We start from the raw sequence: 20,363 nt of genomic DNA on the forward strand, positions 1-20,363 counted from the left end.
CTGTCTGTCAGGCGACAGCAAAAATCAACATTCCTTTTTTTACGCTGATTCAGATTTTAGCCATAAAAAAACCCGCCGAAGCGGGTTTTTTTCGCAAATTGTTTTCTGCCGGAGCAGAAGCCAATTAACGTTTGGAGAACTGCGGACGACGACGTGCTTTACGCAGACCGACTTTCTTACGTTCAACCTGACGAGCGTCACGAGTAACGAAGCCAGCTTTACGCAGTTCAGAACGCAGGGACTCGTCGTATTCCATCAGAGCGCGGGTGATACCGTGACGGATCGCACCAGCCTGACCAGAGATACCACCACCTTTAACAGTGATGTACAGGTCCAGTTTCTCAACCATATCGACCAGTTCCAGCGGCTGACGAACTACCATGCGGGCAGTTTCACGACCGAAGTACTGTTCCAGAGAACGTTGGTTGATTACGATTTTACCGTTGCCCGGTTTGATGAAAACGCGAGCTGCGGAACTTTTGCGGCGACCAGTGCCGTAGTATTGATTTTCAGCCATTGCCTATAATCCCGATTAGATGTCAAGAACTTGCGGTTGCTGTGCCGCGTGGTTGTGCTCGTTACCCGCGTAAACTTTCAGTTTACGGAACATAGCACGACCCAGCGGGCCTTTTGGCAACATGCCTTTAACCGCGATTTCAATCACACGCTCAGGACGGCGAGCAATCATCTCTTCAAAGGTCGCTTGTTTGATACCACCGATGTGGCCGGTGTGGTGATAGTACACTTTGTCAGTACGCTTGTTGCCGGTTACAGCAACTTTGTCAGCGTTCAGAACGATGATGTAATCACCGGTATCTACGTGCGGAGTGTATTCCGCTTTGTGCTTACCGCGCAGGCGACGAGCCAGTTCAGTAGCCAGACGGCCCAGAGTTTTACCGGTCGCGTCAACAACATACCAGTCGCGTTTTACGGTTTCTGGTTTAGCTGTAAAAGTTTTCATTAAAAGCTTACCCAATAAATAGTTACACGTTGGTGAACACCCAAACGTCTTCAATTGTTGAGGTTCACACGACAAAGTCCGGCAAACCTACCCCTTCGAATAGCCTATGCCAGCACACAAAAAGTTTTGGGAAAAAAACTTTCTTGTAACGTGGGGTCGCAGGATTATAGAGAAGTCGGGGTCAAAGATCGACCCCTTTTTGTGATTTGTGGCAGGTTTTAACCCGCCAAATGCTCGCGCTTCAGATACTCTTCGCTTTGCATCTCTTGCAGACGTGACAGGCAACGCTGGAACTCAAACTTCAGCCGATCGCCCTGATAAATTTCATACAGCGGCACTTCTGCACTCACCACTAATTTGACATGGCGCTCGTAAAACTCATCCACCAGCGCAATAAAGCGCCGCGCTTCGCTCTCCATCAACCGCGTCATAACTGGTACATCAAACAACATGACCGTGTGAAAGAGGCGTGAGAGCGCAATATAGTCATGCTGACTACGGGCGTCGACGCACAGCGTAGTAAAAGAGACCGCCAGCGTCTGGTTCTCGACGCCCATTGTCGCCAATGGCCGATGGTTGATTTCTAACGTCGGTGAATTTTCTCGTTTCGCCCCCGCCAGCGCCAACCACAGTTTGTCCATTTGCGTCCGGGTTTCATCGTTGAGTGGCGAAAGCCACAGGTGCGCCTGAGTGAGCGTACGCAGTCGATAATCAACACCGGCGTCCACGTTCATTACATCACAATGCTGTTTAATGGCATCGATTGCAGGCAAAAAACGCGCACGTTGCAGGCCATTTCGATAAAGTTCGTCCGGCGGAATATTTGACGTCGCTACCAGGGTAATACCGCGGGCGAACAGGGCTTTCATCAGGCCGCCAAGTAGCATGGCATCGGTAATATCAGAAACAAAAAATTCGTCAAAACAGAGCACGTCAGTTTCTGCTTTAAAGCGATCGGCAATAATTTCCAGCGGATCGGTCTGCCCCTGCAAAGCAGTTAGCTCTTCATGTACCCGCAGCATAAAACGGTGAAAGTGCAGACGCTGTTTCCGCTCTCCCGGCAGGCTTTGATAGAAAAGGTCCATCAGCCAGGTTTTCCCGCGTCCTACCCCGCCCCACATATATAAGCCACGCACTGGCGTATGCTTTGTGTCTTCGCGTTTACCCCACAGTTTACCGACCCGCGCCATTAGCCCACTCGTCCTGGGGGCTGGAGGCGTGCTATTGATGAGTTCCTGATAAATAATTTCCAGGCGGCTGACGGCCTCTTTTTGAACGTCGTCGGGTTGATGGCTGCCTTCATTGAGCGCCTTCAGGTATTGCGATGTTGGGGTAACGCTTTGCATGATCTTATTGTTATTCCTTGAATAATCGGTGCGCCGTTGTTCACGGTTGACGAAAAAAAGGCCGTTCTACACTACGCGATATGCAGTCGGGATTCCACTTCTGTGGAATTAACGGTTATAGTGGCATAATCAGCCGCAGGCATGGAGCCTGAAGCCAACACCCTACGGAAACAAAAGACAACGGGAGATGTTCATGACCTGGGAATATGCGCTAATTGGGTTAGTCGTCGGCATCATTATTGGTGCTGTGGCCATGCGTTTTGGTAATCGTAAACTACGCCAGCAACAGGCGTTGCAGTACGAACTGGAAAAGAATAAAGCTGAACTGGACGAGTATCGCGAAGAGCTGGTTAGCCACTTTGCCCGCAGCGCGGAATTACTGGATACCATGGCGCACGACTATCGCCAGCTGTATCAACACATGGCGAAAAGCTCCAGCAGCCTGCTGCCGGAACTGTCTGCTGAAGCAAACCCGTTCCGTAATCGTCTGGCAGAGTCTGAAGCCAGCAACGATCAGGCACCGGTGCAAATGCCACGCGACTATTCTGAAGGCGCGTCAGGCCTGCTGCGTACTGGCGCGAAGCGCGACTAATTTATTTTTCGGGCGCAGCCATTGCGCCCTCCTCTTCTTTCCCTCCCCCGACTATCATTTAATCTGGTGTCTCATTGTTAGCCGTCTGAAAATTCAATAACATCAAACTGTTTTGAATCTCTTTTCTTATCATTCAGGTACGAGAGCAGGAATAATGAAAAAACAAACCCAGCTGTTGAGTGCATTAGCGTTAAGTGTCGGGTTAACTCTCTCGGCGTCATTTCAGGCCGTTGCGTCGATTCCAGGCCAGGTTGCCGATCAGGCCCCCCTCCCCAGTTTGGCTCCAATGCTAGAAAAAGTGCTTCCGGCAGTGGTGAGCGTACGAGTGGAAGGAACGGCCAGTCAGGGACAGAAAATCCCGGAAGAATTCAAAAAGTTTTTTGGTGATGATTTACCGGATCAACCTGCACAACCTTTCGAAGGTTTAGGCTCCGGTGTCATCATCAACGCCAGTAAAGGCTATGTGCTGACTAACAACCATGTGATTAATCAGGCACAGAAAATCAGTATTCAGCTCAATGATGGGCGCGAGTTTGATGCAAAACTGATTGGTAGCGATGACCAGAGCGATATCGCCCTGTTGCAAATTCAAAACCCGAGCAAATTAACGCAAATCGCTATTGCCGACTCCGATAAATTGCGCGTCGGTGATTTTGCCGTGGCGGTCGGTAACCCATTTGGCCTTGGGCAAACCGCCACCTCTGGCATTGTTTCCGCATTAGGCCGCAGCGGGTTGAATCTTGAAGGTCTTGAAAACTTTATCCAGACAGATGCTTCCATTAACCGCGGTAACTCCGGCGGTGCACTGTTAAACCTTAACGGTGAGTTAATTGGCATCAACACTGCAATCCTTGCGCCTGGCGGTGGGAGCGTCGGGATTGGATTTGCCATCCCCAGTAATATGGCGCGAACACTGGCGCAGCAGCTTATCGACTTTGGTGAAATCAAACGCGGTCTGTTAGGCATCAAAGGCACCGAGATGAGTGCCGATATCGCCAAAGCCTTCAACCTTGACGTACAGCGTGGCGCGTTTGTCAGCGAAGTGCTGCCAGGTTCTGGCTCGGCAAAAGCGGGCGTCAAAGCGGGCGATATTATTACCAGCCTCAACGGCAAACCACTGAATAGCTTTGCTGAGTTGCGCTCTCGTATCGCAACCACCGAGCCGGGCACGAAAGTAAAGCTCGGCCTGCTGCGTAATGGCAAACCACTGGAAGTAGAAGTGACGCTCGATACCAGTACCTCTTCGTCAGCCAGTGCTGAAATGATCACGCCAGCGCTGGAAGGTGCAACGTTGAGCGATGGTCAGCTAAAAGATGGCGGCAAAGGTATTAAGATCGATGAGGTTGTCAAAGGAAGCCCAGCTGCTCAGGCAGGCTTGCAAAAAGACGATGTGATCATTGGTGTCAACCGCGATCGGGTGAACTCGATTGCTGAAATGCGTAAAGTGCTGGCGGCAAAACCGGCCATCATCGCCCTGCAAATTGTACGCGGCAATGAAAGCATCTATTTGCTGATGCGTTAATGTCGTAAACCGGGCATCAGGCTGACGTGTGATGTCCGGTTAACTCGTGGTATGCTGCTGCCGTTCCCTTTTTTAATGACGCCTCCATCATGTTTGTGAAGCTCTTACGTTCCGTTGCGATTGGATTAATTGTCGGCGCTATTCTGCTGGTTGCCATGCCTTCGCTGCGCAGCCTTAACCCGCTTTCCACTCCGCAATTTGACAGTACCGATGAGACGCCTGCCAGCTATAATCTGGCGGTTCGCCGCGCCGCGCCAGCGGTGGTTAACGTTTACAACCGTGGTTTGAACACCAACTCTCACAACCAGCTTGAGATCCGCACCCTGGGATCCGGTGTAATCATGGATCAACGCGGTTATATCATCACCAATAAACACGTCATCAACGACGCCGATCAGATCATCGTCGCCTTACAAGATGGACGTGTATTTGAAGCATTGCTGGTGGGATCTGACTCTCTAACCGATCTGGCGGTACTTAAAATTAATGCCACTGGCGGTTTACCTACCATTCCAATCAATGCACGTCGCGTACCGCACATTGGTGACGTGGTCCTGGCGATCGGTAACCCGTACAACCTCGGGCAGACCATTACCCAGGGGATTATTAGTGCCACGGGTCGAATTGGTCTGAACCCGACCGGGCGGCAAAACTTCCTGCAAACCGATGCTTCCATTAACCACGGTAACTCTGGCGGCGCACTGGTGAACTCGCTGGGCGAACTGATGGGCATTAACACGCTGTCGTTTGATAAGAGTAACGATGGCGAAACGCCGGAAGGCATCGGCTTTGCGATTCCTTTCCAGTTAGCAACCAAAATTATGGATAAGCTGATCCGCGATGGTCGCGTGATCCGCGGCTACATTGGTATCGGCGGACGTGAGATCGCACCACTGCACGCGCAGGGCGGTGGTATAGATCAACTGCAAGGGATCGTGGTTAATGAAGTGTCACCTGACGGCCCGGCGGCGAATGCGGGTATTCAGGTCAATGATTTGATTATTTCGGTGGATAACAAACCGGCCATCTCTGCTCTGGAGACGATGGATCAGGTGGCGGAAATTCGCCCTGGCTCGGTGATCCCGGTTGTAGTGATGCGTGATGATAAGCAGTTAACGCTGCAGGTCACCATTCAGGAATATCCGGCAACCAATTAAGTCGTGCGCTCAAAACAAAAAACCGGAGTCTGTGCTCCGGTTTTTTATTATCCGCTAATCAATTACTTATTAACGAACTCTTCGCCCAGGGCGATATCTTTCTTCAGCGTATCCAGCATACCTTCCAGCGCGTTCTGTTCAAATGTGCTCAGGGTGCCGATAGATTTACGCTCTTCCACGCCGTTTTTACCCAGCAGCAGCGGTTGAGAGAAGAAACGTGCGTACTGACCGTCGCCTTCAACGTAGGCACATTCGACAACGCCTTGTTCGCCCTGTAGTGCGCGAACCAGAGACAGACCAAAACGTGCAGCAGCCTGGCCCATAGACAGGGTTGCAGACCCGCCACCGGCTTTCGCTTCAACCACCTCAGTACCCGCGTTCTGGATACGTTTGGTCAGTTCAGCCACTTCCTGCTCGGTAAAGCTAACGCCAGGAACCTGTGACAGCAGCGGCAGAATGGTAACACCAGAGTGACCGCCAATTACCGGCACTTCAACTTCGCCCGGCTGTTTGCCTTTCAGTTCCGCAACAAAGGTGTTGGAACGAATGATATCCAGCGTGGTAACGCCGAACAGTTTGTTTTTGTCATAAACACCGGCTTTTTTCAGCACTTCAGCAGCAATCGCAACTGTGGTGTTAACCGGGTTAGTGATAATACCAATGCACGCTTTTGGGCAGGTTTTCGCAACTTGCTGTACCAGATTTTTCACGATGCCGGCGTTAACGTTAAACAGGTCGGAACGATCCATACCCGGTTTACGCGCTACACCTGCAGAGATAAGAACGACATCTGCGCCTTCCAGCGCCGGAGTCGCATCTTCACCAGAAAAACCTTTGATTTTCACAGCAGTAGGGATATGGCTCAGATCGACAGCCACACCGGGAGTCACTGGAGCGATATCATACAGAGAGAGTTCTGAACCTGAAGGCAGTTGGGTTTTTAACAGTAGTGCAAGCGCCTGGCCAATACCGCCAGCAGCGCCGAGGACTGCGACTTTCATCCTAAACTCCTTATTATATTGATAAACTAAGATATGTTGCTCCGCTGCCGCGACCTTAATCCACAAAATTGCCGTTTACAATGACCACATCTCAAGAATGTGTAGTCACGCAAGTTTAGCGTTTATGCATTTAATTGCCGTAATCAGGAACCTAACTTACGTAATTAACAGTCGCTTATGCATTAGCGCAACATTCCAACAGGTGGTGACAATATACCCTACCGTTCAGCCAAAACAACATCAATTTGATAACAATTAATTTACTTTTAAGCAGAATTTGCATGCCGTGACGCAGGCATGTTTCTCAATAACGAAATTTGATAAAATCCCGCTCTTTCATAACATTATTTCAGCCTTCTTCAGGGCTGACTGTTTGCATAAAAATTCATCTGTATGCACAATAATGTTGTATCAACCACCATATCGGGTGACTTATGCGAAGCTCGGCTAAGCAAGAAGAACTAGTTAAAGCATTTAAAGCATTACTTAAAGAAGAGAAATTTAGCTCCCAGGGCGAAATCGTCGCCGCGTTGCAGGAGCAAGGCTTTGACAATATTAATCAGTCTAAAGTCTCGCGGATGTTGACCAAGTTTGGTGCTGTACGTACACGCAATGCCAAAATGGAAATGGTTTACTGCCTGCCAGCTGAACTGGGTGTACCAACTACCTCCAGTCCATTGAAGAATCTGGTGCTGGATATAGACTACAACGATGCAGTTGTCGTGATTCATACCAGCCCTGGCGCGGCGCAGTTAATTGCTCGCCTGCTGGACTCACTGGGCAAAGCAGAAGGTATTCTGGGCACCATCGCTGGCGATGACACCATCTTTACTACCCCTGCTAACGGTTTCACCGTCAAAGACCTGTACGAAGCGATTTTAGAGCTGTTCGACCAGGAGCTTTAATCTCTGCCCCGTCGCTTCTGGCGGCGGGGAAAATGTTGCTTTTCCCTCTCATCCCCCTGCTTTCTCCTACGATTAATTTAACGAATAGTGCGTTTTAACGCGACATATCATTCACATAATGAATACATGAGTTAAAAAAAGCACATTATGCAAAATTCATTATCTAATTGAAAATAATAGAATTAATAATAAATAACCGTGTTTTTAATTCTTTTTTGTTATTAAAACTCACACTTTTAACACTTAGTATCAACTGAAACAGTTAGCGTGGTATTAATTAGTTCAATAATTAGTGTATACTTGATTTTGTGATATGGGTCACGAAACAAAGGCCCAGCTAAAAGATTATGTCGAGGTAAAAATCATGAAAATCAAAACCACTGTTGCTGCATTAAGCGTACTTTCTGTTCTCTCTTTCGGTGCATTCGCTGCCGACTCCATTGATGCTGCACAAGCACAAAATCGTGAAGCAATCGGGACCGTATCCGTAAGTGGTGTGGCGTCTTCGCCAATGGATATGCGTGAAATGCTGAACAAAAAAGCGGAAGAGAAAGGCGCAACGGCCTACCAGATTACTGAAGCTCGTAGCGGTGACACCTGGCACGCTACGGCTGAACTGTACAAATAAACCCTCATCGTCTTGTCCGACGATATTGCCCCCGGTTCGGGGGCTTTTTTTTGCGCTAATGACGAACATTAAAACGCAAATGCCCTTCCAGCTCTTCCTCTGCCTCATCAAACAGCAATATTAACGCGCCAAAACGGCGACGCGTTTTCTCTCCCAGATGAACAAATTCAATCTCAAGTGGTAGCGGCAGGACATCGTTCATTAACACATCCCATAGAGAGTCGAGATCGCGTACTTTATCTTTTGCCAGACCAAAGGTTTGGCTAAAGTCGCGATAAAAATCCTCCTGACTCTCAATCTCATCAAAATCAAAGGTATAAATATTCATCTGTTGCCACCGTCACGTTTCGCGGCGAGTTCTGCCGTTCATTGCTAAGTATAGCCATGAAAAAACCGACGCTTTTGGCGTCGGTTTTGACTTAACTATCGGTCAACGCATGTTGATACTTATGGAGCATACCCGTAAGCCGATGTACTGGTTCCGTCACCTGCGGTGGCGCTTGCCAGATGCGTAGCTTTTCCTGGTAGATTTCCAGTTCTTCCAGCAACTGGCCAAAGTACCGACGACGTTTATCATCGCTACGGGCAGATATCACATGGTCTGCTGTGCGGCGCATTTGCCGGTGAAACGCCGATAAATCCTCGTTAACCGGGATCGGCGCATCACGCAGGCGCTGGTGCGCGATAATCATCGTCAGTGCCAGGCGAAATTTCGGCAAATCCCCTGGGAACTTATTCATCAGCAAAAACAGCTGCTGATAAAGTGCCGGGAGGTGATTCTCTTTACGACGTGCCACATTGGTAGTCATCGCGGAAACAGCGGCAGAAACAAACTGATTAAGCAGTACACGTCCAGTCCTGTCGCGCGATTTATCCCGCACCAGCAAAATAACGGTGAACGCGAGCACACAGCCGACGATTTGCCCTAATGCGCTGTCGAGAAACTGACTGAAATGGAAAGTCATCGGGTTATCCAGCACGATAATGTTTATGGTGCTGGCCAGCGCCCCCATCGAGCCCAATCGCCGTTTCTGTACTTCAATGCCAAGGAAGAATCCCAGCACTGCCAGGCTAATACACAGCAATAACATGCTTTGTTGGGTATTAGGGATAATCACCAAAAAGTAGAGTAGCCCTAACGGCAGCGCCGCCAGCGTCCCATAAATAAAGTCGATCGCCACCATGCGTGGATTCGGCAAACGCATTGCCAGTGACGTCACTACCGCAATCATCACCATTGCACCACTGCCGGAAGTCCAGCCCGTCCACAGCCAGAAAAGCGTCCCCAGAATGCAGGAAAGTGTGGTTCGCCAGAAGTTAACCATCGCATGATGACGTTCGGCTGACTCTACTTTGACTTCCGGTTCGCCTTGCAGGATCTCTTCTTCAGTAGCGTTGATTTTTGTGTTACTGATAACGCCGCGCTTGAGAAGCTGATAACGCGTTGCCGCCGCGACCCAGCTATAAATGGTGACAGGCGTTTCCCGTTCCCCGGTCCAGGCGATAACTCTCCGCAGGCGTTTGAGCTGCTTGTGGACGTCCTGCGCGGTTTCTACCGGCGTGTCAAAAAATTCGCGGAAAGTATCAGTGATCAATTCCGGGCGCGTATTCTGAATAAGATAAGTTTCGCAGGATTGGGTAATCAGCGTCAGCGATAGCGTATTGATCGCTTTTAAACGTCGATTGGCCCGCGCCCAGCGGGAAGATTCCATATTCAGGTTGCTGCGCATACCTTGTAACGCCGTGGTGCGTCGCACAAGATCGCCCCAGGCTTTATCGACAACTTCACCATCGCCATGCTTGATACAGAGTTGCATTAATTGATATTGCGCGACCAGCAAACTTTCCAGCTCTCGATCCACTTCTTGTTTGATCGATCGCGGAGAAAAGAGCAAATCCGCCATAATTGCACACGCAATACCGATAACGATCTCGCTACAACGTTCGACGGCAAACTGCGGCGTAAGAAGCGGTTCCGGCTGAATGGTAATCACAATGATCAGCGCGGTATAACCAGCCAACCCCCACGCATAGGAGTTTTCTATTCGTACCAGCGAGGAAATCCAGGTACAAAAACCGGCCCAAATACAGCACACCAGAATCATCAATAATGGTGCGCGGATCATCGCAATGATGATCACCAGTCCGGCAATACAGCCAATAAATGTGCCGATGATGCGCAAAAAGCCACGATAGCGAATAGCGCCAGAATACGGTTCACCTCCCGCAGCAAAGGCCGGACCGGCGGCAACAATCGCCGCTGTCAGTACCGCCCAGCGTGGCGTTTCCAGCTGGAAGTGAAAGCCAACAAACAGCGCCAGTACAATGGCGGTCGCCAGTTTTACCGCAAAGCGAATATGTTGGTTAGCAATGGAGAAAATACCCATCGTGATTAACCAAACTCACGCAGGCGATGGGCCATTTTACGGAAGAACGAATCCTGGCTTTCGTCGCGATCTTGTTTGCCAGTGACCACCACTGTAGCAGTGGTGCCCGCAGGCCAGATGTTCTCTTGCTGGTTGTCGAGACGAATACGAACCGGAACACGTTGCGCCAAACGCACCCATTCAAGGTTAGAGTCGATGGTCGCCATCCCTTTGTCGTCACGCGTGCTGCTGGCGTTGGTGACCCCAGCAGCAACACTATCAACAGTCCCTTTCAGCACTTTGTTACTGCCAAGCGGCGTGATCTCTGCACGATACCCAGGGCGCACCCCTTCCAGCTTAGTTTCTTCCATATAGGCCAGTACATAGAAGGAGTTCTGTTTCACCAGCGCAACCGCCGTTGATCCACGGGTAATAAACTCACCGGTATAGACGTTGAGGTTGGTCACCCAGCCATCTGCTGGCGCGCGGATCACCGTGCGTTCAAGATCCAGTTTTGCCAGATCGCGGGTCGCCTGCGCTTTCGCTAACTGATGCAGAACCGTTTGTAGTACGTTGTTGGCCTGATCGATCTCTTCGCGAGACATCGCCTGCACACCGAGACGGTTACGACGTCCGGCCTCCTGGCGTTTCTCCTGTGCCAGTACCTGATAATAAGCAACATCGGCTTGCGCTTCCTCAAGCGCCTTTTGATAACGCGGCTGGTCGATGGTGAACAGTACCTGTCCTTTTTTCACCAGCTGGTTATCATGAACATTCACCTGGGTAATGAGTCCAGAAACGTCCGGCGCGATCGCAACGACGTCAGCGCTAAAGCGCGCGTCACGCGTCCACGGGGATTCGGTGTAATAGACCCAGGCATTAAAAATTGCGATGAAGGCCAGAATGACTAATACGACCGTGATGGCCGTACGGGAGAATTTTCTTATTAGTGTTTTCACTTCAACCTCAAACGAACAGTCGCGATATCAAATAAAACAAGCAGCAATAGAGCGCGGTGTTGAACAACGCCGGATGCCAGACAAAGTCGTAGATACCTGTTGGCACAAGTACCCGGCGCACCAGCCAGAAAATCGCCAGTGATAAAAGCAATTCGAAAAATATCGGTGGGAAGGACAGCCCAAACACCACGATAACGGGAAACAGACTCATGTTGACCTTGGTTGTATAGAGAGAGCAGGCGTTATTATTTTCAGCATCTGTCGCCGCAGAGAAGGGCATGGAAAGCCGGGCGAGAGCAACATTGCTGTAGATTGATATTTAATATATTAACGTAACTGTTATGCTGTTATCTATATTATGTGATCTAAATCACTTTTAAGTCAGAGTGAATAATGGAACGACTAAAACGCATGTCGGTGTTTGCCAAAGTAGTTGAATTTGGCTCTTTTACCGCCGCCGCCAGACAGCTACAGATGAGCGTTTCGTCCATCAGTCAGACGGTGTCAAAACTGGAAGATGAGTTGCAGGTAAAGCTGTTAAACCGTAGCACACGCAGCATTGGCCTGACCGAAGCCGGTAGAATTTACTACCAGGGCTGCCGTCGGATGCTTCATGAAGTGCAGGATGTTCATGAGCAACTGTATGCCTTCAATAACACCCCCATCGGGACGCTGCGCATTGGCTGTTCTTCAACTATGGCACAAAATGTTCTCGCCGGGCTAACAGCCAAGATGCTGAAAGAATACCCAGGTTTGAGCGTTAATCTGGTTACCGGAATTCCTGCCCCCGACCTGATTGCCGACGGTCTGGATGTGGTGATCCGCGTCGGCGCGTTGCAAGATTCCAGCCTGTTTTCCCGCCGTCTGGGCGCGATGCCAATGGTGGTGTGCGCCGCAAAAAGTTATCTCACACAATACGGCATACCGGAAAAACCCGCCGATTTAAGTAGTCACTCATGGCTTGAATACAGCGTGCGACCCGACAATGAATTTGAACTGATCGCACCGGAAGGGATCTCGACTCGCCTGATCCCGCAAGGGAGATTTGTGACTAATGATCCGATGACGCTGGTGCGCTGGCTGACTGCAGGCGCTGGGATCGCCTACGTGCCGCTGATGTGGGTGATCAACGAGATCAATCGCGGGGAACTCGAGATCCTGCTACCACGTTACCAGTCAGATCCACGCCCGGTTTATGCGTTATATACCGAAAAAGATAAGCTGCCGCTGAAGGTACAAGTCGTGATCAACTCGCTAACGGATTATTTTGTTGAGGTCGGTAAATTGTTTCAGGAGATGCACGGGCGCGGGAAAGAGAAGTAGTTCATGTGCGGAGGCCGGATAAGGCGTTTATGCCGCATCCGGCAACCAATGCCTGATGCGGCGCTTACCTGCCTGGATAGATTACGCGGTACCGCCAACAGTCAGGTTATCAACTTTCAACGTTGGCTGGCCCACGCCAACCGGCAAACTCTGCCCTTCTTTACCACAGACACCTACGCCGTTATCCAGTTTCAAGTCATTGCCCACCATCGAAATCTGCTGCATGGTTTCGATACCGGAACCAATCAACGTCGCGCCTTTCACCGGCTTCGTTACTTTACCGTTTTCAATCAGATACGCTTCTGAGGTGGAGAAAACGAATTTGCCGGATGTAATATCCACCTGACCGCCACCAAAGTTCGGTGCATAGATACCGTACTCAACGGATTCAATAATTTCCTGCGGGGTCGATTTACCCGGCAGCATATAGGTGTTGGTCATACGCGGCATCGGCAGATGAGCGTAGGATTCACGGCGACCGTTGCCAGTCGGCGTCATTCCCATCAAACGCGCGTTGAGCTTATCCTGCATGTAGCCTTTCAGAATGCCGTTCTCAATCAGCACGTTGTACTGGCCTGGCGTACCTTCGTCATCAATCGCCACCGAACCACGGCGATCGACCATCGTGCCGTCATCAACCACGGTACACAGTTCTGAAGCCACCAACTCCCCGACCTGACCACTAAAGACCGAAGTACCACGGCGGTTGAAGTCGCCTTCCAGACCGTGACCCACCGCCTCATGTAACAGCACGCCCGGCCAACCTGCGCCAAGTACTACCGGCATGGTGCCCGCTGGTGCAGCAACGGCAGAAAGATTGACCAACGCCATACGCACTGCTTCTTTTGCCCACGCATCCGCACGGACTTCACCGTCGAGATCGGCAAGGAAGAACTCATAACCAAAACGACCGCCGCCGCCACTGGCACCGCGTTCGCGTTTGCCATCTTCTTCGACCAGAACGCTCACGGAAAGACGCACCAACGGACGGACATCCGCCGCCAGCGTGCCGTCGGTGGCCGCAACCAGAATTAATTCATAAACGCCGCTGAGGCTGGCAGTCACTTCCTGTACGCGCTTGTCCGCTTCGCGGGCAACCTTATCGACTCGACGCAGGATATCCAGCTTCTCTTCACGGCTCATGCTTTGCAGCGGATCTACCGAGGTATACAACGGGCTATGCTCTACCGCGCCCAGCGTCTGTACTTTGCCATCACCACTATCACGGACGATGGTGCGCGCCGCTTGCGCACTCTGTTCCAGCGCCAGCAGGCTGATTTGGTCTGCGTAAGCAAATCCGGTTTTTTCACCGCTGATTGCACGCACACCAACACCCTGATCGATGTTGTAAGAACCATCTTTAATAATGCGGTCTTCTAAAACCCAGGATTCGTGATAGCTCGACTGAAAATAGAGATCGCCATAATCAAGGCGACGTTCGGCCAGTTGACCGAGGATCGCGAACAAGTCCTGATGTTTCAGGCCGTTCGCCGCTAGCAATTGTTCACTTACCAGGTTCAGACTCATCGTTTTTGCTACTCGTTAGTTACTGCAGTAGAGGATTTTTTACGGCTGCCGGATGCGGCGTGAACGCCCTATCCGGCCTACGGTTATGTTCCGGCTCGTTGGCCTTTGGCAACGATTATCATATGAGATTGGGGCAATTACGCGCCCTCGTCAAATCATTGCGCTTTTTCTTTACGCGGTTGGCGCAACACTTCGTTGATTTGCGGATCGTCCAGCGGACCCGAAATGTGATAGCGCAAAATGGAGACTTTGCTCCACAGCGGCCCCAGCACTTTACTGGCGGCAAACACTGCCGCGCCAACAATGGGGTTAACCGCAAAGGCCGCAGCCACACCCACCGTCGCAGAAATCTCTGGTGCGACAACCGCTTCCATATTCAGGTCGCGACGTACCAGATTTACCGACCCTTTCATAGCGATGTCCGCTTCCAGGCCATCCACCAGCGTGTCGTCGGTGTGCATAACGCCGTCTTTAATCCACGCGGTGCTGCGAATAGAGTCAAAATAGAACCCTTCGCCAAAAGTGTCTCTGAAATCAAAACGCAGCTTACGCATCAGGGCATCTACGCTCAATAAGCGCAGCAATTGCCCGGCATGTCCGGTATTGATTTCGGTAATTTCGCCTTTACCCAGTTGAGTATGAATGATGCCATTCAACGTCGCCTCATCTGGCTGCCAGGGTGCTTTGCGCCAGTGTAAATCGTAATCCACATTAAATGACGACTGGCGTATGGGCGTCGTGACACCAAAAAATTCTGCGGCGGCATCAATTTTCTGCCCGCGCAGTTTTCCTTTCAGCGAGGTGCGTTCATTTCCCGGATTGTTAACCCATTCACCATCGGCAGTGAGCCGCGAAAAACCGGTATCAATCAGTCCATTGGTCAGCGTTAATGTATCGCCAGAAATGGTGAGATCACTGTCAATACGACCGAATTTTTGCCCCCAGAACCAGCACTCTGCGCATCGTATTTGTGCGTCCGGCCAGCCACGGAAGTTAATGCGCTCCGTTGTCGGGAAAGGTGATGACGGCGTTGAATCACCACGAGTTTTCGCCTCGCTCGGGTTGTAATAAAGATATTTGATATTCGCCAGCCACGGCGCGTTATTACGCATCGCCAGCGTGGCGTTGATTTCACGCCCTTGCGCCTCAACCTGGGTGCCATTTGCCGTCGGTTGCGAAACAATACTCAGGTTATTCCATTGCTGATTTCCCAGCGACAACATAGGCGTACGTAACGTTATGTGTTGTGGGAAACTCGCTGCACCACCGACACTCTCCGCCGCACCTTTCTGGAACAGGGCCAGCCACTCGGCACCATTCATCGGCGGCATATTGAGTTCAACACCACTTTGTTCCGGCAACGGCGGGAGCGTTTTACTGTCTGCCGCCCAAATAGCACGGTCGAGCGTCAGCTTTTGACCGAGCAACCAGCGGCTATTGAAATGGTTATCCGCACCAGCCTGTCCGGTTAATTCAAAGCTATTGAGGTTGCCATCGACCTTAATGTTAACCGGCAGCGATTCGCCAGCGGGTTTGGCTAACGGTGAAGGTAAGTGACTGCTCACATTCTTCAGATCACCGTTTAGCTCTACGTTATACGTCGCGCCAGCATGATAAGGCAGAACAATGCCCACTTTACCATCCCACGCCACGCTGCCACTCAATGCTTCGTTCACCGCTGCAGGCAGAACGCCGGTTTTCGCTGGTTGCCAATTACCGTTGAGATTCACCGCGACCTGGTAGGCCTTTGCCCCTTCTTTGGTGGAAAAATCCACGTTCAACGGCTGATTAAACCAGCTTGCTGTCAGTGGTTCACTTTGCAGATCGCCATTGATAAAGCTGAATTTACCGCTCAAATTTTTCAGGGTGCTGTCGAGTGGTTTGATAAACAGACTGTTATTACGCAGCGTCACATCACCTTTCGCGGTTACCAGTTCGCCGTTCAGCGGGATATCAAGATGTAAGCGAGCATTCACATCGCCGTCGAGCTGGAGTTCTTGCAGGGTCGCACCCAGAGAATCTTTCAGCGGTGTCTCATCAAAGTAAGGGCCAACGGCTTTACCCGGACCTTTAATTTCAGCGTCAATCAGCAGTTTTTCTTTCGAGTAGTCAGGGATCACTGCGGTGAGATTACTCGCGCGCACGCCGCCCAGATTAACGCCATCGGTTTTCATCCATAAACCGTCGTTAATAAAGTCCAGTTCAATATCAAGGTTAGTTAATGCAGGCCAGTCCGGCTGGAAGGCAAACTTCGCGTTGCGCAGCGGCACCAGCACTTCAAACTGACCTTCGTTGTGTTTATAGGGGAAGAGTTGCGGATTGCCACCATAAACCAGCGTCGCGTTATCCGCTTCACCGCCCTGAATCGCGCCACTTAAGTAATCAACCAGGTCTTTACCCATCAAGTTTTCCGGGAAATAGCGCCAGGCTTGTGAACCATCATCGGTACTGATGCCAGCCAGAATACCCAGCCAGGGTTCATCGTTAGCAGGTTGCAGGTAACGAAAACCGCCGCGCGCATGGACGGCTTTGGCTTTAACGTCAATATCACTCCCATCCAGCTGGAAACCTTTGTCATTGTTCAGCCAGCTTATAGTTGCCTGGCCGTCGGCGATTTCCAGTGGTGCACGGAATACCGTTTCGTAAGGCATCTTCGCCTGTTTCATCGACGCGGTAAGCAAACCATTTTCTACGCTGCCGGAAAGCGTCCCGGAGAAGTGTTCCGCACCTGGCAATAATTTCCATTGCTTCCAGGCCAGATCGCTCCACGATGCCTGAAAACGGGTCTTGTCTGCTGCCTGAAGCGGGATATCCAGCGCCAGCGTGTTTATCTTGCCGCTCGGTTGTGTGGCGCGCCAAACCTCACCCAACGCAGGTGAAAGTTTCGCGGCCAGCGGGCGTATGCCTTCCAGTCCAGCCAACTCCAGATTACTGGCGCGAATCCGAAGTTCGTCACTGCGTTTATTGTTTTTGCCGCCAACGTCCTGTTCCGGTATCCAGGCCAGCGTCAATGCTCCACTCGGCCAGGGTTTACCGTCCATCGTGATCCGTGTATCGGGAATAGAGAACTGCCAGCCCGGATTTTCACGCGTAATGTGCGCAGTCAGATTATCCACCGACAGCGTATGCGTTTGCTTCTCACCCAACCAGCTGGCACCGCCCTGTTTCAGCCAGACGTCGCCGCCGGTTACATCGCCTTTATCGATCGTCATCCAGCCTTCAAGGGAGAACTGTGCCGTTTCCAGCGCAATATTGTCCTGCATCCATTTACCCAGCCACGGCTTCAGGTCGATGTCATCCGCCTGGAGCCAGACACGACCGTTGCTTAACAGCCCTTCGTCATCACGCAGATCCATGCGCACCTGCATCACGCCGTGCTGTCCGGTAAGGCTGGAGAGGCTTACCTGGCCTTCCGCACGGTGTCGACGTGGATCGTTTAGCCAGGTGAGTTGTGGAATCGCCAGCTCAGCACGCTGACCGGATGGCGTCAGGAAACTGACTTCGCTGTCACGGAGATCGAAATGGTCGAATTGACGAAGAAACAGATCGCTGATGTGACTGGCTTCCAGGCTATCATTACCACCACCGCTGGTGATAGGAGTGTTGGTGCGAAAGCGCAGCTGCCAGAAAGTGAGATCACGAAACTGCCAGCGCATATGTAACAGGCTTTGCCAGACATCCAGCGCCAGCGTAACGCGTTTAACCGAAAATTCGCCGCCATCTTTTAGTTCTGCACGGATGTCGTGTGCTTCAAGCGTCGGGCCAAAATTCTGCCAGCTGGCTGAGAGCTGACTGGCTTCTACCGGCATGCCAGTCGCGGATTCTATTTTGTTAAGGATTTCCGGACGCCAGGCGTCAAGATGCGGTAAAGCAATACGCAGGCCGCTAACCAGCAGGGCAGCGATCACAACGAGCGCGGCTCCAGTAAGCAGTAAAATCCCCGGCAATCGCCTCACCCGTCACTCCTTGTCTGCTAAAAATGTGACTCAAAAACCCTTTGCCGGATGGCGGCCCAGCATCTGTTTACATCATTACGACGTCAAACTGCTCCTGGTTATAGAGCGGTTCAATTTGTACTTTAACCTGTTTGCCAACGAAAATTTCCACTTCCGCCAGCGAGTGTGACTCTTCGCCTTTCAAGGCTTCGGCTACTGCCGGAGAAGCATAGACCAGGAAACGGTCGGAATCGTAAGCATGGTGTACACGAACAATCTCGCGCATGATTTCATAGCATACCGTTTCCACGGTTTTCACCGTTCCGCGACCGTGGCAGGTTGGGCATTCGTTACATAGTACGTGCTCAATGCTTTCGCGGGTGCGTTTACGCGTCATCTCCACCAGCCCCAGCGCCGAAAAACCATTAACGCTGGTTTTCACCCGGTCTTTGCTCAACGCCTGCTCCAGCGAATGCAACACGCGGCGACGGTGATCTTCATTATTCATGTCGATGAAATCAATAATGATAATCCCGCCCAGATTGCGCAACCGTAACTGGCGAGCGATAGCCTGCGTCGCTTCAATATTGGTATTGAAAATGGTGTCGTCCAGATTGCGATGACCGACAAACGCTCCGGTATTGATGTCCACGGTGGTCATCGCTTCGGTCTGGTCGATAATCAGATAACCACCGGATTTCAGTTCTACTTTGCGTTCCAGCGCTCGCTGGATTTCGTTTTCGACATCAAAGAGATCGAAAATCGGCTGGCGTCCGGTGTAATGCTCCAGCTTGCTGGTCATCTCGGGAATGTACTCCGAAGTAAACTCCAGCAATGCTTCGTAAGTCAGGCGCGAGTCAACGCGAATGCGGTCCAGCTCGGCGTCAGCGAAATCACGCAGAACACGCTGCGCCAACGCCAGTTCGCCGTACAGCTGATAACGGGTCTGCGGGCGCTTTTTACGCTCCATAACTTTGGTCCAGACACGTTTCAGATAAGCGGCATCGGAAGCCAGTTCAGCCTCGCCAACCCCTTCCGCTGCTGTACGGATGATAAACCCGCCCTGCTCGTCGCAATACTCTGCGACCACTTTTTTCAGGCGTTCACGTTCGGATTCGCTTTCGATACGTTGGGAAACCCCAACATGAGAAGCACCTGGCATAAAAACCAGATAGCGAGATGGCAGAGTGATATCGGTGGTCAGGCGCGCACCTTTAGTACCAAGCGGATCTTTCACCACCTGCACCATCAGATCTTGCCCCTGACGGACCAGTTCCGAGATGTCGCGCACCGTGAATTGCTTTTGCTCTTCACCCGCCACACACTCAGTATGCGGCATGATGTCGGATGCATGAAGAAACGCGGCTTTATCCAGCCCAATATCTACAAAAGCCGCCTGCATACCCGGAAGTACACGACTTACACGACCCTTGTAGATATTGCCTACTATTCCGCGTCGCGCCTCACGTTCAATATGAATTTCCTGCAGAATACCGCCATCAATATACGCCACTCGCGTTTCCGAAGGCGTTACGTTTACCAACAATTCAGCCGTCATGTTTATCCCTTTTCTCACGCAGTGCGTTAAAATTACTTAATAATTCATACGTTTCAACCAGCGGTAAGCCGACTACGGCGTGGTAGCTGCCATTTATCTTCCTGACAAAACAGCCACCCAACCCCTGAATACCGTATGCACCTGCTTTATCTAACGGTTCTCCGCTGGCGACATAGCCCGCGATGTCTTCGTCTGTTAACGTTCTGAACGTCACATCGGTGACCACCAGGCAATCGAGAATGTGCTGACTGTCGGCCAACGCCACTGCCGTCATCACCTGATGGGTCTGGCCCGATAATTTGCGCAACATCTGCGCCGCATGTTCTGCGTCGCGCGGTTTCTCCAGCACTTCTCCATTCAGGATAACGATAGTATCCGCCCCCAGCACCGGGAGATCCTGCGCCGTGTGCGTGACACCCGCCTGTGCTTTCTCGCGCGCCAGACGCACAACATATTGCTGCGCGCTCTCCTGCGGCTGACGCTGCTCCTCAATGCCCGTAACAATACGTTCAAAGGTCACGCCAAGTTGCGCAAGTAACTCCTGACGACGCGGAGAACCGGAAGCTAAATACAGAGAAGTCAT

At 51.3% G+C, this 20,363-nt stretch carries 18 protein-coding genes; 6 read left to right on the forward strand and 12 right to left on the reverse strand.

Annotated features, from left to right (window positions below; all coding sequences use genetic code 11):
- Positions 1-124: 124 nt before the first annotated feature.
- The 3 genes from rpsI to zapE form a co-directional block, all read right to left on the reverse strand.
- Positions 125-517, reverse strand: coding sequence for a 30S ribosomal protein S9 (rpsI, locus tag QUE74_RS20715; RefSeq protein ID WP_000829818.1), 393 nt, complete (start codon positions 515-517; stop codon positions 125-127).
- A 15-nt stretch (positions 518-532) separates the two neighbouring features.
- On the reverse strand, positions 533-961 hold the full coding sequence (rplM, locus tag QUE74_RS20720) for a 50S ribosomal protein L13 (protein ID WP_000847559.1): 429 nt from the start codon (positions 959-961) through the stop codon (positions 533-535).
- 218 nt (positions 962-1,179) lie between these two features.
- A complete protein-coding gene (gene zapE / locus QUE74_RS20725; protein WP_001192341.1) occupies positions 1,180-2,307 on the reverse strand; it encodes a cell division protein ZapE in 1,128 nt (375 codons plus the stop codon).
- Between the two features lie 193 nt (positions 2,308-2,500).
- Between zapE and zapG the strand changes: the two genes are divergently transcribed.
- The 3 genes from zapG to degS all read left to right on the forward strand — a co-directional run bounded on the left by zapG (position 2,501) and on the right by degS (position 5,578).
- Positions 2,501-2,899, forward strand: coding sequence for a Z-ring associated protein ZapG (zapG, locus tag QUE74_RS20730; protein ID WP_001295270.1), 399 nt, complete (start codon positions 2,501-2,503; stop codon positions 2,897-2,899).
- A 154-nt stretch (positions 2,900-3,053) separates the two neighbouring features.
- Positions 3,054-4,421, forward strand: coding sequence for a serine endoprotease DegQ (degQ, locus tag QUE74_RS20735; RefSeq protein ID WP_001295271.1), 1,368 nt, complete (start codon positions 3,054-3,056; stop codon positions 4,419-4,421).
- 89 nt (positions 4,422-4,510) lie between these two features.
- Positions 4,511-5,578 (forward strand): outer membrane-stress sensor serine endopeptidase DegS, encoded by a 1,068-nt coding sequence (gene degS / locus QUE74_RS20740; RefSeq protein ID WP_000497723.1) that lies wholly within the window; start codon positions 4,511-4,513, stop codon positions 5,576-5,578.
- A gap of 62 nt (positions 5,579-5,640) precedes the next feature.
- On the opposite strand, the gene mdh is transcribed toward degS, so the two are convergent.
- Complete coding sequence (mdh, locus tag QUE74_RS20745) at positions 5,641-6,579, reverse strand: malate dehydrogenase (RefSeq protein WP_001354992.1); 939 nt, start codon at positions 6,577-6,579, stop codon at positions 5,641-5,643.
- Positions 6,580-7,013: 434 nt separating this feature from the next.
- On the opposite strand from mdh, the gene argR reads away from it, so the two are divergent.
- Complete coding sequence (gene argR, locus QUE74_RS20750) at positions 7,014-7,484, forward strand: transcriptional regulator ArgR (RefSeq protein WP_001257846.1); 471 nt, start codon at positions 7,014-7,016, stop codon at positions 7,482-7,484.
- A gap of 364 nt (positions 7,485-7,848) precedes the next feature.
- The gene (yhcN, locus tag QUE74_RS20755) at positions 7,849-8,112 is read left to right on the forward strand and encodes a peroxide/acid stress response protein YhcN (RefSeq protein ID WP_000695690.1); all 264 of its coding nucleotides are present in this window, start codon (positions 7,849-7,851) and stop codon (positions 8,110-8,112) included.
- 55 nt (positions 8,113-8,167) lie between these two features.
- Here the strand turns inward: yhcN and QUE74_RS20760 are convergent, their stop codons facing one another.
- The 4 genes from QUE74_RS20760 to aaeX all read right to left on the reverse strand — a co-directional run bounded on the left by QUE74_RS20760 (position 8,168) and on the right by aaeX (position 11,648).
- Positions 8,168-8,440 carry a barstar family protein gene (locus QUE74_RS20760; protein ID WP_001029013.1) on the reverse strand — a complete coding sequence of 91 codons (273 nt, stop codon included), beginning with the start codon at positions 8,438-8,440 and terminating at the stop codon, positions 8,168-8,170.
- A 91-nt stretch (positions 8,441-8,531) separates the two neighbouring features.
- Positions 8,532-10,499: a p-hydroxybenzoic acid efflux pump subunit AaeB gene (gene aaeB / locus QUE74_RS20765; protein ID WP_000510927.1), complete on the reverse strand. Its 1,968-nt coding sequence runs from the start codon at positions 10,497-10,499 to the stop codon at positions 8,532-8,534.
- A 5-nt stretch (positions 10,500-10,504) separates the two neighbouring features.
- Positions 10,505-11,437 (reverse strand): p-hydroxybenzoic acid efflux pump subunit AaeA, encoded by a 933-nt coding sequence (gene aaeA / locus QUE74_RS20770; protein ID WP_000854033.1) that lies wholly within the window; start codon positions 11,435-11,437, stop codon positions 10,505-10,507.
- A gap of 7 nt (positions 11,438-11,444) precedes the next feature.
- Positions 11,445-11,648, reverse strand: a complete 204-nt coding sequence (aaeX, locus tag QUE74_RS20775) for a p-hydroxybenzoic acid efflux pump operon protein AaeX (protein ID WP_000051841.1) — start codon at positions 11,646-11,648, stop codon at positions 11,445-11,447.
- A 182-nt stretch (positions 11,649-11,830) separates the two neighbouring features.
- Between aaeX and aaeR the strand changes: the two genes are divergently transcribed.
- Entirely contained in the window at positions 11,831-12,760 is a 930-nt protein-coding gene (gene aaeR, locus QUE74_RS20780) for an HTH-type transcriptional activator AaeR (RefSeq protein ID WP_000440317.1), read from the forward strand.
- Positions 12,761-12,841: 81 nt separating this feature from the next.
- Here aaeR and tldD read toward each other — a convergent pair whose 3' ends face one another.
- The 4 genes from tldD to yhdE all read right to left on the reverse strand — a co-directional run bounded on the left by tldD (position 12,842) and on the right by yhdE (position 20,363).
- Positions 12,842-14,287, reverse strand: coding sequence for a metalloprotease TldD (gene tldD / locus QUE74_RS20785; protein WP_000055909.1), 1,446 nt, complete (start codon positions 14,285-14,287; stop codon positions 12,842-12,844).
- Between the two features lie 155 nt (positions 14,288-14,442).
- Positions 14,443-18,243, reverse strand: coding sequence for an AsmA2 domain-containing protein YhdP (gene yhdP, locus QUE74_RS20790; protein ID WP_001253581.1), 3,801 nt, complete (start codon positions 18,241-18,243; stop codon positions 14,443-14,445).
- Positions 18,244-18,310: 67 nt separating this feature from the next.
- Positions 18,311-19,780, reverse strand: coding sequence for a ribonuclease G (rng, locus tag QUE74_RS20795; RefSeq protein ID WP_000123197.1), 1,470 nt, complete (start codon positions 19,778-19,780; stop codon positions 18,311-18,313).
- Positions 19,770-20,363: a nucleoside triphosphate pyrophosphatase YhdE gene (gene yhdE / locus QUE74_RS20800; protein WP_000203103.1), complete on the reverse strand. Its 594-nt coding sequence runs from the start codon at positions 20,361-20,363 to the stop codon at positions 19,770-19,772. Before yhdE ends, rng begins: the two co-directional genes overlap by 11 nt.

The organism is Escherichia sp. 10290 (assembly GCF_030295155.1).
GTDB lineage: Bacteria > Pseudomonadota > Gammaproteobacteria > Enterobacterales > Enterobacteriaceae > Escherichia > Escherichia coli_F.

What these genes read in the sequence shown, in the direction of transcription:
- rplM (WP_000847559.1), bottom strand. Translation starts at nt 961, where the DNA reads ATGAAAACTTTTACAGCTAAACCAGAAACCGTAAAACGCGACTGGTAT.
- aaeX (WP_000051841.1), bottom strand. Translation starts at nt 11,648, where the DNA reads ATGAGTCTGTTTCCCGTTATCGTGGTGTTTGGGCTGTCCTTCCCACCG.
- zapG (WP_001295270.1), top strand. Translation starts at nt 2,501, where the DNA reads ATGACCTGGGAATATGCGCTAATTGGGTTAGTCGTCGGCATCATTATT.
- rpsI (WP_000829818.1), bottom strand. Translation starts at nt 517, where the DNA reads ATGGCTGAAAATCAATACTACGGCACTGGTCGCCGCAAAAGTTCCGCA.
- tldD (WP_000055909.1), bottom strand. Translation starts at nt 14,287, where the DNA reads ATGAGTCTGAACCTGGTAAGTGAACAATTGCTAGCGGCGAACGGCCTG.
- aaeR (WP_000440317.1), top strand. Translation starts at nt 11,831, where the DNA reads ATGGAACGACTAAAACGCATGTCGGTGTTTGCCAAAGTAGTTGAATTT.
- yhdE (WP_000203103.1), bottom strand. Translation starts at nt 20,363, where the DNA reads ATGACTTCTCTGTATTTAGCTTCCGGTTCTCCGCGTCGTCAGGAGTTA.
- aaeB (WP_000510927.1), bottom strand. Translation starts at nt 10,499, where the DNA reads ATGGGTATTTTCTCCATTGCTAACCAACATATTCGCTTTGCGGTAAAA.
- mdh (WP_001354992.1), bottom strand. Translation starts at nt 6,579, where the DNA reads ATGAAAGTCGCAGTCCTCGGCGCTGCTGGCGGTATTGGCCAGGCGCTT.
- yhcN (WP_000695690.1), top strand. Translation starts at nt 7,849, where the DNA reads ATGAAAATCAAAACCACTGTTGCTGCATTAAGCGTACTTTCTGTTCTC.
- rng (WP_000123197.1), bottom strand. Translation starts at nt 19,780, where the DNA reads ATGACGGCTGAATTGTTGGTAAACGTAACGCCTTCGGAAACGCGAGTG.
- degS (WP_000497723.1), top strand. Translation starts at nt 4,511, where the DNA reads ATGTTTGTGAAGCTCTTACGTTCCGTTGCGATTGGATTAATTGTCGGC.
- QUE74_RS20760 (WP_001029013.1), bottom strand. Translation starts at nt 8,440, where the DNA reads ATGAATATTTATACCTTTGATTTTGATGAGATTGAGAGTCAGGAGGAT.
- degQ (WP_001295271.1), top strand. Translation starts at nt 3,054, where the DNA reads ATGAAAAAACAAACCCAGCTGTTGAGTGCATTAGCGTTAAGTGTCGGG.
- argR (WP_001257846.1), top strand. Translation starts at nt 7,014, where the DNA reads ATGCGAAGCTCGGCTAAGCAAGAAGAACTAGTTAAAGCATTTAAAGCA.
- zapE (WP_001192341.1), bottom strand. Translation starts at nt 2,307, where the DNA reads ATGCAAAGCGTTACCCCAACATCGCAATACCTGAAGGCGCTCAATGAA.